This is a genomic window from Kribbella sp. NPDC049174 (genome assembly GCF_043197365.1).
Taxonomy (GTDB): Bacteria; Actinomycetota; Actinomycetes; order Propionibacteriales; family Kribbellaceae; genus Kribbella.
In genome coordinates this window covers 1-12,356 of record NZ_JBICSZ010000008.1, presented here as the reverse complement: position 1 = coordinate 12,356, position 12,356 = coordinate 1, and the positions used below count along the sequence as shown (strand labels likewise).

Sequence of the window (12,356 nt, the reverse complement as noted above, 5' to 3'; positions counted from 1 at the left end):
GGAGCTGCCTGTATGACTATTCCCGCCGACGGCATCGGAATGCACCTTTACACGATGCGGGATGTACTGGCCGAGGACTATCCAGGGACACTGAAGCGGCTGGCCGGCATCGGGTACCGGACCGTCGGCGTGAGTGGGCGGTTCGGCCACTCCGCGGACAAGATCCGCTCGTTCGCGGACGAGGCCGGGCTGTCGATCGTGCTGGAGCACGTGAAGTACGACCGGCTCGCCGACGACTGGGCCGGCGCGCTGGCCGACGTACAGACGCTGGGCGGGAAGTGGGCCGTCGTACCGTCGATCCCGTCCGAGCTGCACTCCGTGGAGGGGTTCCGGACGGCGGCCGCCGCGTTCACCGAGGCCGGCAAGGCGGCTCGGGACGCCGGGCTGAAGTTGCTGTTCCACAACCACGGACGCGACTTCGACGAGGTCGACGGGACGGTGCTGTTCGACATCCTGCTGGACGTCGATCCCGAACTGCTCGGCTTCGAGCTGGATCTGTACTGGGTGGTGAACGGCGGCAAGGACCCGGTGGACTACTTCCGAGACCACCCCGGACGATTCCCCGCGTTGCACGTCAAGGACATGGCCGCGGACGGGTCGTGGGAGGACGTCGGCGCCGGCACGCTCGATTTCGCCGGCATGTTCGCGTACGCCGAGAACGGTGGTGTCGAGCAGTGGCTGGTCGAGCACGACAAGCCGACGGACGCCTGGGCATCAGCCGAACGCAGTTACCGCGGTTTGTCCGATCTCCGGTTCTGAGCAAACCCTTAACCGGATCAGCCCTGATTACAACTGCTCACCGCGGGTGAGATCGGCCTAAGCTCGACGCGTGCAGAACGAACCCACTGTTCGGTTGACTGCCGTTCGCCGCCTCTACGAAGTGAGCGCCCGGATGGGCGCTGGGCGGAGCCTGGCCGAGACCATGCAGGCGGTCGCCGACGGCGTCGTGGACGGACTCGGGTTCGGGATCGCGGTGGTGAACCTGCGCGCGCCGGACGGGAAGTTCGAGGTGATCGCGGTCGCCGGGTCACCCGAGGCCCGCGAGGCCCTGCTCGGCACGGTGAGCGCGGCGGACATCTTCGATGCCGAGTTCGCGATCGCCGACGAGTGGGGCCGGCTGCGGTTCGTGCCGCACGAGCGGCTGCCGGAGGGCGAGGTGATCGGCTGGGTGCCCGACGTACCGGTGTCGGACGACCCGGCCGCCTGGCACCCGCTCGACGCTCTGTTCGCGCCGCTGTACTCGTCGGACGGTGAGCTGGTCGGGATGCTGTCCGTCGACCTGCCCGAGGACCAGCGACGGCCGGGGCCGATCCACCGGGAACTGCTGGAGATCTTCGCCACGCAGGCTGGGCTGGCGATCGACAAGGCCCGGTTGACGGATCAATTGCTGGCCGAGAAGTCACGGCTCGAGGCCAGCGAGACCACGTTCCGGATGGTGTTCGAAGGCGCCGGGAACGGGATGGCGACGATCGCGTTCGACGGGCCGGAGGCGGGCCGGATCCTGCGGGTCAACGACGCCTTCTGCCGGATCACCGGGTATACCGCCGACCAGCTGATCGGTGCCCTGCTGGTGGACTTCCTCCGCGACGAGGAGCCCGACCAGTCCCGGCGGGAGCTCGAGAAGGTCGCCGCCGGCAACGCGACGTACCGGTTCGAGCGGATCTTCTCCCAGCCCAGCGGCAACGAGATCTGGCTCGGCGGTACGGCGGCCATCGTCGGCGCCGGTCAACCACGGATCCTGCTGGTCCAGATCGACGACGTGACCGCCCGCAAGGACGCCGAACGCGAACTCCGCCATCACGCGGCGCACGATCCGCTGACCGGCCTGCCGAACCGCCGGCTGCTCCAGCACCGTTTCGCCGCGGCACTCGAGCGGACCCGCGCTTCCGGCCGCCGCGGTGCCTTGCTGTTCTGCGACCTGAACCACTTCAAACTGGTCAACGACGGCTACGGTCACGAGGCCGGCGACCGGGCCCTCCGCGAGATCGCCGAGCGGCTGGCGCGCGAGGTCCGCCACGGCGACACCGTCGCCCGCCTCGGCGGCGACGAGTTCGCCATCCTCGCCGAGGACATCGCCGACGACGACCTGGCCACCCTGATCAGCCGCCTGGAGTCCGCCGTCAGCCGCCCCCTCCCCGACATCACCGTCCAGGTCACCACCAGCATCGGGACCGCCCCCATCACGCCCGAAACCACCGACCTGGACACCCTCCTCCACACCGCCGACCAGGCCATGTACGAGTCCAAACAACGCCGCAACTGAAGCTCAGGAGCCCAGGCGGGTGAGGGGTTCGTCGGTGAGGCGGTAGGTGGTCCATTCGTCTTGGGGATGGGCGCCCAGGGACTGGTAGAAGTCAATGGCGGGGGTGTTCCAGTCGAGGACGGACCATTCGAGGCGTTCGTAGTTGTTGCGGACGCATTCCTGGGCCAGGGCGGTCAGGAGTGCTTTGCCGAGGCCGGCGCCGCGGGTTTCGGGGCGGACGAAGAGGTCTTCCAGGTAGATGCCGTGGACACCGCGCCAGGTGGAGAAGCTGAGGAACCAGATGGCGCAGCCGGCCACCACGCCCTCGTGTTCGGCGACGTGGCAGAAGACCTTGGGCGACTCGCCGAACAGCGCGGTCTGCAGTTGTTCCGCGGTGAGCCTGCACTCGTCGGGGGCTCGTTCGTACTCCGCCAGGCCATAGACCAGTTCCACCAGCGCCGGTACGTCGTCCGGTCGCGCCCGGCGTACTCGTTCGTCAGTCTGCATTGGACCATTAACTCTCAGGACACCAAGCGCCGGAAGCTGGCATCCTCCCCGCCCGACACACGAGGGGGCAGCAGTTCCTGGCCGCCAACCCGCACCTGAAGTTCTTCAACGCCCAGCGCGGCTACGTCCGCGTCACCGTGAACCGGAAGCAGTGGCGCTCCGACTATCGCGTCGTCCCCTACGTCACCACCCCCGGCGCCCCGATCACCACCCGGGCGTCGTACGTCGTCGAGGACCGCAACCCTCACGTCCACGCGTCCTGACAGAGGTGAGGACCCCGGGCGCCCCGGGGTCCTCCCCTTCACTTCCGCGCGTAGATGCCGAGAGCGTCGTACGCGATCCAGGAACCGTTGTCCTTGAACAACTCGATCACGTTCGGCCCTTCCTTGAAGAGGGCCCGCGACAACGGCTTCTCCAGGTACGACGGCTTGAGCGGCGATCCCGGGTAGGTGCTGTCGGCGATCGTCGACCCCTTGGTGGCGCCGTTCGCGAACGTCAGCCGGCCGACCTCGGTGCCGTTGACGGTGAGGAGGGCCGTGCCGGCGAGGCTGGCGTGACTGTCGATCAGCCACAACGCCAGGTCGAGATCCTGCGCCGGTACGGCGGCCAGATCGAACCGGAACGTCGCCCGGTGGTTCTTCGACCCGGCCCACTTGTCGGCCGGCCCCGGCAGCAGGTACGACCAGTCGGCCGACGGCGTCGACGTACCGAACGTGAAGTCGACATCCGACGGGAACCGCGTCGGATAGCTGGCGTAGCCGCCCGGCGACAGGGCCAACTCCGAGCCCTTGCCGTCGAACTCGCCGACCCGCGCGAGCGAGGTCCCCGAGACGGTGACCGACGTCAGGTTGGTCGCGGCAACTGTTGCCGACGGCCTCGACCGGTTGCCTGCGGCATCGACCGTGACGACGCGATAGGACCTGGTGACACCGGTGAAGCCCAGTCCACGATGGACGAAGTGCGGATAGACGGTCTTGCCCGCCAGTTCGTAGGAGCCGTCGGCCAGGACGTAGACGGCGTAGTGGTCGACGACCGTTGCCCACGACACCGGTTTCCAGTCGAGCGTGATGGTGCCGAGCTGACCGCTGCCGGTCAGCTCGGTGATGGCAGGAGGACGATTCATTTACAGGGCCTCCAGACGGGGAGAGTCGACCGGCGAGCGGAACGACGCGACCACGCGGGCCTCGGCGTTCGCGTCCGCCTCGATGTACGGGAAGTTGACGAACTCGGCGGTCAGCTCGGACCGGGTCAGCGTCGTGTGCACGTAGCCGCGCCGGGCGTTGTAGAACTTCACGTACGGATGCTGGAGCCAGTCCTTCGCGTACTGATCCGTGTCGGCGCCGTCCCCGTCGGACCCGATGGACGAGCACACCAACTCCACCCCGATCGTCGGCGACGCCGGGTCCGCGAAGTCCGCCTTCAGCTCGGATGCGACGTGCCGGTGGATGTCACCAGTGAGCATCACCGACGGCCCGGCGGCCTCCTGCATCGCCGTCAGCAGTCGGCGCCGGTTCGCCGGGTAGCCGTCCCACTGCTCGATCCGGTCGTCGGTGATCGCGGTGAGGACGACACCGCCGGCCAGGACGTTCCAGGTCGCGGGTGAACGCCGCAGTCCGTCGTACAGCCACTGCTCCTGCTTGGCACCCAGGATGGTGCGTTTCTCGGACACCCGATCGGCCTCGTCGACCGGAACCGGGTCGCGATACTGCCGGTTGTCGAGCAGGTTGAGTCGCGCCAGCGAGCCGACGTCGTACCGTCGATAGACCTGGGTGTCGGGTCCCTTCGGCAGACTGCCGAACCCGATCGGCAGGTTCTCGTAGAACGCCCGGTAGGCGACGGCCCGGCGGTGGACGAACAACTCCGGTGGGATCCCGTAGATCGAGTTGTCCGCACCGTAGTTGTTCTGCACCTCGTGGTCGTCCCAGACGTTCAGCCACGGTGCGACCGCATGCGCGGCTTGCAGGTCCGGGTCGGTCTTGAAGAGGCTGTACCGCAACCGGTACTGCTCCAGCGTCTCGATCTCCACCCCGTGCTCGGGACCGACCGACACGCCCTCGCGCCAGAGGTTGCCGCCAGCAACGATGCCGTACTCGTAGATGTAGTCGCCGAGGAAGAACACCGCATCGGGTGCGCGGCGGGCGATGTCCCGGTACGCCGGGAAGTAGCCGTGGTACCAGGCCTGGCAGGACGCGGTGGCGAAGCTGAACCGCGAGCCGTGCACCGGCAGCGTCTTGGTCCGGCCGACCGGACTGAGCTCGTTGCCGACGCGGAAGCGGTAGAAGTACTCACGTTCGGGCCGCAACCCACGCACCTCGGGGTGTACGGCGTGCGCCAACTCCGGCGTGGCGATCGCGAGCCCGCGCCGGACGACGCGCTTGAACCCGCTGTCCTCGGCCACCTCGTACTGCACGGGCACGTGGTCGGCACGCATCCCACCATGACCGTCGGCGGCCAGCGGGGTCGGCGCCAACCGGGTCCAGAGGACGAACCCATCGGGCCGCGGATCACCCGAGGCGACACCGAGCGCGAACGCACCGGACGGGATCGGACGTCCCGGCGTGGCATCAGCACTCGCCGGCGCTGAGACGCCCAGCGCGACGCTCGCAGCACTCAGGCCGGTGAGATGGAGAAAGGTACGACGTGATGTGGGTGGAGGCACGGGCGGACTCCTTCGACAGGGGGAGAGCTGACTTGCGTCACATTCTTACGTATGTCCCGTCCGTAATGTCAGTGATTGACTGGAAGTCGCCAAAGATTCAGCAACCGGAGTACTTGGTGTCTGCGAAGATTCCTGTTGGAAGTCTGAGTGGCGGCGCGCAAGGCTTGAACCCATGGCAGCTCAGACGAAGAAGACGCGGCGGATCGGCGAGGTCGAGGTCAGTGGGATCGGGCTCGGCGCGATGCCGATGTCGATCGAGGGCCGGCCGGACGAGGCGCGGTCGATCGCGACCATCCACGCCGCCCTCGACGCCGGGATCACCCTGATCGACACGGCCGACGCGTACCACCTGACCGCGACGGACGTCGGTCACAACGAGACCCTGATCGCCAAGGCGCTGGCGTCGTACGGCGGTGACACGTCCGGCGTCCTGGTCGCGACCAAGGGCGGGCACCTGCGGCCGGGTGACGGGCGGTGGACGCTCGACGGTTCACCGGTGCACCTGAAGGAGGCAGCGGACGCCTCGCTGAAGCGGCTCGGGGTCGAGGCGATCGGGCTGTACCAGTTCCACCGGCCGGACCCGAACACGCCGTACGAGGACTCGATCGGCGCGATCCGCGACCTGCTCGACGCGGGCAAGATCCGGATGGCCGGCATCTCGAACGCGAACCCGGCCCAGATCCAGCAGGCCAACGAGATCCTCGGCGGCCGGCTCGTCTCGGTGCAGAACCAGTTCTCACCCGCCTTCCGCTCCAGCGAACCCGAGCTCGAGTTCTGCGACAAGCTCGGCATCGCGTTCCTGCCCTGGTCGCCGCTCGGCGGCATCTCCAACGCCGGCGAGCTCGGCGCGAAGCACCCCGCCTTCCACGAACTCGCCGCCGAGCTGGGCGTCAGCCCGCAGCGCCTGACCCTGGCCTGGATGCTGGCCAAGTCCCCGCACGTCATCCCCATCCCAGGCTCCAGCCGCCCGGAAACCATCCTCGACTCGTACGCCGCCCTCGACCTCGAGCTCACCGCCGACCAGGTAGCCACTCTCGACGCAGCCTGATCCGCACCGGCGCCCCGGCCCACGGAATAGCTCCGTGTGCCGGGGCGTTCCTGTCATGTCCCCGACAGACAGGAGGTTCCCCGTGGAAGACCTGCGGGCGTTGAGCTATGGGCTTGGGCAGCAGTACTTCGATGAGCGGGACTATCGGGGAGCGATCCGGGCGCTGCTGCCGGTGGTGGAGGAAACGCCTGACGACGTCGGCACGCGGTTGTTGCTGGCTCGGGCCTACTACCACGCGGCGTTGCTGAAGCCTGCCGAGGAGCACTTGCTCGAGGTGATCGAGCGGGAGCCGACCGAGTACTACGCGCACCTGATGCTGGCGCGGACGCTCGAGCGGTTGTCGCGCGGTGACGAGGCCGGCAAGCACCGCCGGATCGCGGCGGCGCTCACCGGTGACGACGAGTTGCTCAAGCCCCATCGCGTCTGAGTTGGCGTTGGGCGGAGTACAGGTCGGCAACGGCCGGGCGTTGGCCCAGTAGGTAGGTGCCGTTCTCGAGGTCGCCTTGGAAGTCTCGGGGTAGGCCGCTGGCGTTCCCGGTCAGGCCTTGGAGGCCGACGGTGATGCTGCGCGGAGCGACGTCGGCGAGGTGGATCGCGTACGGACTGCCGGAGGTGATCCGGATGTTCCAGTGCGCGATCCGCGCGCCGAAGAGTGGTCCGGAGGCGGCCGAGCCGCCGACGCGGCCGTTGTTGACCAGGGTGATGTCCGTCCGGGCGTTCTCGAACGGCATCGCCCGGTGCGTGTCGAACGTCCCCTCGGCCATCCGTCCGCGCCGCCAGACGTTGCCGGCCGACAGGCCCTCCAGGTTGAGCCCGTGATGCAGCGCGCCGGTCGGCAGCGGCACCGAGAACGGCTCGATCTCGAAGCCGTCGACCAGGTTGTCGTGAGACTGCATCCGGCACGCGAAGCTGTGGTGCGCGGATCGTCCGCCGACCACCACGTTCGTCAGCGTCACCGCTTTGGTCGTGGTGAACCCGAACCCGAGATCGCAGTTCTCCACCCGGACGTCGTCCGCCCAGCAGTCGTGAACCGCCTGGAAACACAGGCCGTTCGAGCCCGGGTGCTTGTTGTGCGCGGTCATCGGCCGCAACTCGTTCCGGATCGTCAGCGACTCCACGCCGACGTCGTGCACGGTCGGCCCGATCTCCCGCAGCCGCGACGGCCAGCTTGGCCGAAGGTCGTACCGCAAGGGCTGCGCCAACCCCACCAGCCGGTCGCCGAGCACCTCCGCGATCCGCACCGGCCACTGGAGCGTCGCGTACTGCACGTACTGTCCACCCGATCCGGTCGTGAGCTGCGGCGCCTTCACCGGCCAGTCGTACTCCCGCGTCCCGGGCACGTCCCCGGCCAGATGCCGCAGTACGCCGGCATCCGCCGGATTGTCGGTCTCCAGTACGACGATGTCGCCGGCCGTGAGGTGCTCGGTCGACGACACGACCACCGTCCGCTGACCACGCGATGCGGACCCGACCTCGGCCAACGTCTCGCCGAGCAGCCAACCTTCGGTCGAGGCGAAGTCCTCGGCCTCGGAGCGAGCCTTCCGTTCGGGGGCGATCACCCAGATCTGCCCACCGGTCCAGGACCATCGGCTGTTACCGGTCGACTGCAGGTTCGGCCGGTAGCTCTGCTCGATCGGCCGGGTGAAGTGCAGGATCGTGCGCTCCCGGCCGGAGCCTGTCAGTACGACGCCGGACCAGTGGATCCACACCGGCGAGTCGAGCCGGTAGACCCCGGGCGGTACGACGACCGTGCCGCCGCCGCGTGTTCCGGCGTACTCCACTGCTCTGTTGAAGGCGCCGGCGCAGTCGTCGGGGCTGCCGGGGCGGGCACCGAAGTCGGTGACATTCGCGACCACCCGCGGACGGCGTGGTCGCGAGCCGCCGCGGTAACCGGCGTGCGAGAGGTCGGGGATCAGGGGGTGAGCACCAGGAGCCTCGGCCCACTCGGAGAGGAGCCGGGTCGAGAGGTCGGGCGGGCCGGCCGCGGGCGGGCTCCCCGCGTTGGCCGATCGGTTGAGGAAGGTGGTCGCGGGGATGGCGGCGGCACTGCCGAGCAAGAGGCGGCGGGTCAGGCGATGCTGCATGGAACGCTCCTCGGGGCGGTGAGGCGGCTTCTGGTGCGGGTGCTTCGGCCGGTCGACGGTTTCGCGTGGCGGGACCTAGTTTCACCACGCGGACCCGCGCTGACAAGAGCTGGGAATGACGGACCATGGATTGGCGTTGTGCGGTGCAAAGGTAGTTTAATTGTGAACTACCAAGGTTTTGGAGGAGGACAGGATGCAGTTCGGTGTGTTCAGCGTCGGTGATGTGACCGAGGACCCGACCACCGGCCGGACCGTCAGCGAGGCCGAGCGGATCAAGGCGATGGTGACGATCGCGCTGAAGGCGGAGGAGGTCGGCCTGGACGTGTTCGCCCAGGGTGAGCACCACAACCCGCCGTTCGTGCCGTCCTCCCCGACCACGCAGCTCGGGTTCATCGCGGCGAAGACGTCGAAGCTGATCCTGTCCACCGCGACCACCCTGATCACCACGAACGACCCGGTGAAGATCGCCGAGGACTACGCGATGCTGCAGCACCTGGCCGACGGCCGGGTCGACCTGATGATGGGTCGCGGCAACACCGGACCGGTGTACCCGTGGTTCGGCCAGGACATCCGCAACGGCATCGGGCTCGCGGTGGAGAACTACGCCCTGCTGCGCCGGCTCTGGCGCGAGGACGTGGTCGACTGGGAGGGCAAGTTCCGGACCCCGTTGCAGGGCTTCACCGCGACACCTCGGCCGCTGGACGGCGTACCGCCGTTCGTCTGGCACGGGTCGATCCGGTCGCCCGAGATCGCCGAGCAGGCGGCGTACTACGGTGACGGCTTCTTCCACAACAACATCTTCTGGCCGGTCACCCACACCAAGCGGATGATCGAGCTCTACCGCAGCCGGTTCGAGCACTACGGGCACGGCGCCGCGGACCAGGCGATCGTCGGGCTCGGCGGTCAGGTCTTCATGCGGAAGAACTCGCAGGACGCGGTCCGGGAGTTCCGGCCGTACTTCGACAACGCGCCGGTGTACGGGCACGGCCCGTCGCTGGAGGACTTCAGCCGGGAGACCCCACTGACGGTCGGGAGCCCGCAGCAGGTGATCGAGCGGACGCTGACGTTCCGGGAGCACTTCGGTGACTACCAGCGGCAGCTGTTCCTGATGGACCACGCCGGACTGCCGTTGAAGACCGTGCTGGAGCAGCTGGACATCCTCGGGTCCGAGGTCGTTCCGGTGCTGCGCAAGGAGTTCGCGGCGAAGAAGCCTGCGCACGTGCCGGACGCGCCGACGCACGCTTCACTGAAGGCCGCGGCCGAGCGGGCCCATGACCTGGAGACCATCGAGGAGCCGACGGTATGAGCGAGCGTCTGATCGCCGTGGTGACGGCCGGGCTGACGACACCTTCGTCGTCCCGGCTGCTCGCCGACCAGCTGGCGGCCGCCGTCCGGGACGAGTTGTCCGGTCGCGGGATCGCGTCGCGGGTCGAGACCATCGAGGTGCGCGACTACGCGCACGACCTGACGAACAACCTGCTCACCGGTTTCCCGTCCGAGGAGCTCAGCAAGGTGCTCGACACGGTCACTCGGGCTGACGCTGTGATCGCGGTGACGCCGACGTTCAGTGCGTCGTACAGCGGGCTGTTCAAGATGTTCTTCGACGTCCTCGACGACAAGGCGCTAGCCGGCAAGCCGGTCCTGCTGGGTGCGACCGGCGGCACCGAACGCCACTCCCTGGTGCTCGACTTCGCCCTTCGCCCCCTGTTCGCCTATCTGAAGGCGCTCCCCGTCCCGACCGGTGTGTACGCCGCCTCCACCGACTGGGGCACCGGCGCGACCAAGCTCCGTACCCGGATCGCGCAGGCCGCGACCGAGCTGGTGGCGACCCTCCACCACGAGACGCCGACGCAGGCCGACCCCTACGAGAACCCCACCCCGTTCGAGGATCTGCTCAACGGCTAACGCTCGTCGATCAGCAACGAGATGCCGTCGAGGATTCGGGTCAGGCCGAACGAGAGGGCGTGGGCCGGGTCGATGACAGACTGGAAGTGTTCGCCGACCGAGGTGCCTACGCGGCCGGCCACCGGGAAGCGGTCGGCCGCACCGGCCATGACGTGGGTCAGGGTCGGGGAGATCTCTCGCCACCATTCCTGATCGGACAGGCCCGTGTCGCGCTGGGTGCGGAGCTGCTCGGCACCGGCACGGGCGGTGCCGTGGACGTGGGTGAGGACGAGAGTCAGCGCCGAGTCCATCTCGACATCGGTCAGGCCGAGGCCGTCCAGCGGACGGAGCTCGGCCTCGTACTTCAGCGTGATGTTGGGACCGAGCGCGTTCCGCATCGTCGGGACCTCGTGGATCCACGGGTGCTTGGTGAGCACGTCCCAGTTGCGCTGGGCGATGAACTCCAGCGCACCACGCCAGCCGCCCGACTGCCGGGCCGGCTCGTCGACGTCGGCGTACAGGTCGCCGTACACGCTGTCGAACATCAGGTCGGTCAGCTCACCCTTGCCCGGGACGTGCGTGTAGAGCGACATCGTGCCGACCTTCAGCTGCTCGGCCACCATCCGCATCGAGACCGCCTCGAGCCCGTTCGCGTCGGCCAGCTCGATCGCGGTGTCGACGATCGAACGCACCGTCAGGCCGGACCGGCCCGCCTTCGTGTGACTGCCCCACAACAGCGCCAGACTGCGCGCCGGATCGGGCGCGACCGCCTTCTTCGGACTCAAGGGAACAAACTCCAACCGCTCGTCGTTGACCCGATCGTACCTGAGTCGTACAGTGTACGGTACACTCTACGGTTCAACCCCGGCGAGAGGTGGGAAGTGACTACGGAACGTGTGATCGAGGCCGTCGGCGTACGGAAGAACTACAAAGGCGGCACCGAGGGGGCGGGGCTGAACGGCTTCGACCTGGAGGTCACCGCCGGCACCGTGACGGGGCTCCTCGGCCCCAACGGCGCCGGCAAGACGACAGCGGTGCGGATCCTGTCCACACTGCTCGAACTGGATTCCGGTACGGCGACGGTCGCGGGGTACGACGTACACCGCCAGGGCAAGGAGGTCCGGCGCCGGATCGGACTGGTCGGCCAGTACGCGGCGGTCGACGAAGTACTGACCGGCCGGCAGAACCTGGTGATGTTCGGCCGGCTGAACCACCTGGGCCACGCGGCCTCGGTACGCCGGGCGGACGAACTGCTCGAGCGGTTCAGCCTGACCGAGGCGGCGAACCAGGCGGTGACGAAGTACTCCGGCGGGATGCGGCGGCGGCTCGACCTGGCCGCGAGCCTGATCGTGGCGCCGTCGGTGCTGTTCGTGGACGAGCCGACCACTGGGCTGGACCCGGCCGGCCGGCTCGAGGTGTGGTCCGCCATCCGGCAACTCGTCGACGGCGGGACGACGGTGCTGCTGACCACGCAGTACCTGGAGGAGGCGGATCAGCTGGCGAACCGGATCTCGATGCTCAAGGAGGGGGTGGTCGTCGCCGAGGGCACCCCGGACGAGCTGAAGACCCGGCTCGGGTCGGACTGGCTGGACCTGGTGCTGGCGGATCTCGGGGACGTGTCGCGGGTGGTCGAGTTGGCCGAACCCCTGGCGGACGGGGAGATCCGGGTCACCGACGTACGGATCAGTGTGCCGGTGAAGGACCGCACCCGGGCACTGGTGACGATCGCCAATTCATTGCACGAGGCAAAGATCGAACCGGAGGACATCACCTTGCGCAGACCGACCCTGGACGAGGTCTTCCTGTCCCTGACCGGACCGGGGGTGGCGGCATGACGGTGCTTTTGGCCGGGCCTTCGGCGCCGGCGTGGTCATGGGGCCTTGGCTCCCGGCCTTCCCTCGTCATTCCAGTCGCTGTGCATATTGGCACGCC

Annotated in this window: 13 protein-coding genes; 8 read left to right on the top strand and 5 right to left on the bottom strand. The window is 68.3% G+C overall.

From position 1 onward, the window contains the following. Positions 1–12: 12 nt before the first annotated feature. Entirely contained in the window at positions 13–759 is a 747-nt protein-coding gene (locus tag ACGFIF_RS32015; protein ID WP_393159765.1) for a sugar phosphate isomerase/epimerase family protein, read from the top strand. 70 nt (positions 760–829) lie between these two features. Next, the gene (locus ACGFIF_RS32010) at positions 830–2,263 is read left to right on the top strand and encodes a diguanylate cyclase domain-containing protein (protein WP_393159763.1); all 1,434 of its coding nucleotides are present in this window, start codon (positions 830–832) and stop codon (positions 2,261–2,263) included. Between the two features lie 3 nt (positions 2,264–2,266). On the opposite strand, the gene ACGFIF_RS32005 is transcribed toward ACGFIF_RS32010, so the two are convergent. Then, positions 2,267–2,749 (bottom strand): GNAT family N-acetyltransferase, encoded by a 483-nt coding sequence (locus ACGFIF_RS32005; protein WP_393159760.1) that lies wholly within the window; start codon positions 2,747–2,749, stop codon positions 2,267–2,269. A 137-nt stretch (positions 2,750–2,886) separates the two neighbouring features. Between ACGFIF_RS32005 and ACGFIF_RS32000 the strand changes: the two genes are divergently transcribed. Beyond that, positions 2,887–3,012, top strand: a complete 126-nt coding sequence (locus ACGFIF_RS32000; protein ID WP_393159758.1) for a hypothetical protein — start codon at positions 2,887–2,889, stop codon at positions 3,010–3,012. Between the two features lie 38 nt (positions 3,013–3,050). Here ACGFIF_RS32000 and ACGFIF_RS31995 read toward each other — a convergent pair whose 3' ends face one another. Together ACGFIF_RS31995 and ACGFIF_RS31990 are read right to left on the bottom strand one after the other, a co-directional pair. Beyond that, complete coding sequence (locus tag ACGFIF_RS31995; protein WP_393159756.1) at positions 3,051–3,872, bottom strand: polysaccharide lyase family protein; 822 nt, start codon at positions 3,870–3,872, stop codon at positions 3,051–3,053. Further along, on the bottom strand, positions 3,873–5,408 hold the full coding sequence (locus ACGFIF_RS31990) for an alkaline phosphatase D family protein (RefSeq protein ID WP_393159754.1): 1,536 nt from the start codon (positions 5,406–5,408) through the stop codon (positions 3,873–3,875). 172 nt (positions 5,409–5,580) lie between these two features. On the opposite strand from ACGFIF_RS31990, the gene ACGFIF_RS31985 reads away from it, so the two are divergent. Next, the gene (locus ACGFIF_RS31985; protein ID WP_393159752.1) at positions 5,581–6,456 is read left to right on the top strand and encodes an aldo/keto reductase; all 876 of its coding nucleotides are present in this window, start codon (positions 5,581–5,583) and stop codon (positions 6,454–6,456) included. Between the two features lie 82 nt (positions 6,457–6,538). Further along, positions 6,539–6,883: a tetratricopeptide repeat protein gene (locus ACGFIF_RS31980; protein ID WP_393159750.1), complete on the top strand. Its 345-nt coding sequence runs from the start codon at positions 6,539–6,541 to the stop codon at positions 6,881–6,883. On the opposite strand, the gene ACGFIF_RS31975 is transcribed toward ACGFIF_RS31980, so the two are convergent. After that, complete coding sequence (locus ACGFIF_RS31975; protein WP_393159748.1) at positions 6,864–8,540, bottom strand: glycosyl hydrolase family 28-related protein; 1,677 nt, start codon at positions 8,538–8,540, stop codon at positions 6,864–6,866. The two genes, ACGFIF_RS31980 and ACGFIF_RS31975, sit on opposite strands and share 20 nt — an antisense overlap. Positions 8,541–8,733: 193 nt before the next feature. On the opposite strand from ACGFIF_RS31975, the gene ACGFIF_RS31970 reads away from it, so the two are divergent. After that, a complete protein-coding gene (locus tag ACGFIF_RS31970; RefSeq protein ID WP_393159746.1) occupies positions 8,734–9,846 on the top strand; it encodes an LLM class flavin-dependent oxidoreductase in 1,113 nt (370 codons plus the stop codon). Beyond that, positions 9,843–10,445 carry an FMN reductase gene (locus ACGFIF_RS31965; RefSeq protein WP_393159744.1) on the top strand — a complete coding sequence of 201 codons (603 nt, stop codon included), beginning with the start codon at positions 9,843–9,845 and terminating at the stop codon, positions 10,443–10,445. Before ACGFIF_RS31970 ends, ACGFIF_RS31965 begins: the two co-directional genes overlap by 4 nt. On the opposite strand, the gene ACGFIF_RS31960 is transcribed toward ACGFIF_RS31965, so the two are convergent. After that, positions 10,442–11,209 carry a TetR/AcrR family transcriptional regulator gene (locus tag ACGFIF_RS31960; RefSeq protein WP_393159742.1) on the bottom strand — a complete coding sequence of 256 codons (768 nt, stop codon included), beginning with the start codon at positions 11,207–11,209 and terminating at the stop codon, positions 10,442–10,444. The two genes, ACGFIF_RS31965 and ACGFIF_RS31960, sit on opposite strands and share 4 nt — an antisense overlap. A gap of 96 nt (positions 11,210–11,305) precedes the next feature. Here ACGFIF_RS31960 and ACGFIF_RS31955 point away from each other — a divergent pair, with 96 nt between their 5' ends. After that, positions 11,306–12,259, top strand: a complete 954-nt coding sequence (locus ACGFIF_RS31955) for an ATP-binding cassette domain-containing protein (protein WP_393159740.1) — start codon at positions 11,306–11,308, stop codon at positions 12,257–12,259. Positions 12,260–12,356: the final 97 nt, after the last annotated feature.

Bases quoted from the DNA above. Each gene is read 5' to 3' on its own strand.
- ACGFIF_RS32015 (WP_393159765.1), top strand. From the start codon at position 13: ATGACTATTCCCGCCGACGGCATCGGAATGCACCTTTACACGATGCGG.
- ACGFIF_RS32005 (WP_393159760.1), bottom strand. From the start codon at position 2,749: ATGCAGACTGACGAACGAGTACGCCGGGCGCGACCGGACGACGTACCG.
- ACGFIF_RS31995 (WP_393159756.1), bottom strand. From the start codon at position 3,872: ATGAATCGTCCTCCTGCCATCACCGAGCTGACCGGCAGCGGTCAGCTC.
- ACGFIF_RS31985 (WP_393159752.1), top strand. From the start codon at position 5,581: ATGGCAGCTCAGACGAAGAAGACGCGGCGGATCGGCGAGGTCGAGGTC.
- ACGFIF_RS31975 (WP_393159748.1), bottom strand. From the start codon at position 8,540: ATGCAGCATCGCCTGACCCGCCGCCTCTTGCTCGGCAGTGCCGCCGCC.
- ACGFIF_RS31970 (WP_393159746.1), top strand. From the start codon at position 8,734: ATGCAGTTCGGTGTGTTCAGCGTCGGTGATGTGACCGAGGACCCGACC.
- ACGFIF_RS31965 (WP_393159744.1), top strand. From the start codon at position 9,843: ATGAGCGAGCGTCTGATCGCCGTGGTGACGGCCGGGCTGACGACACCT.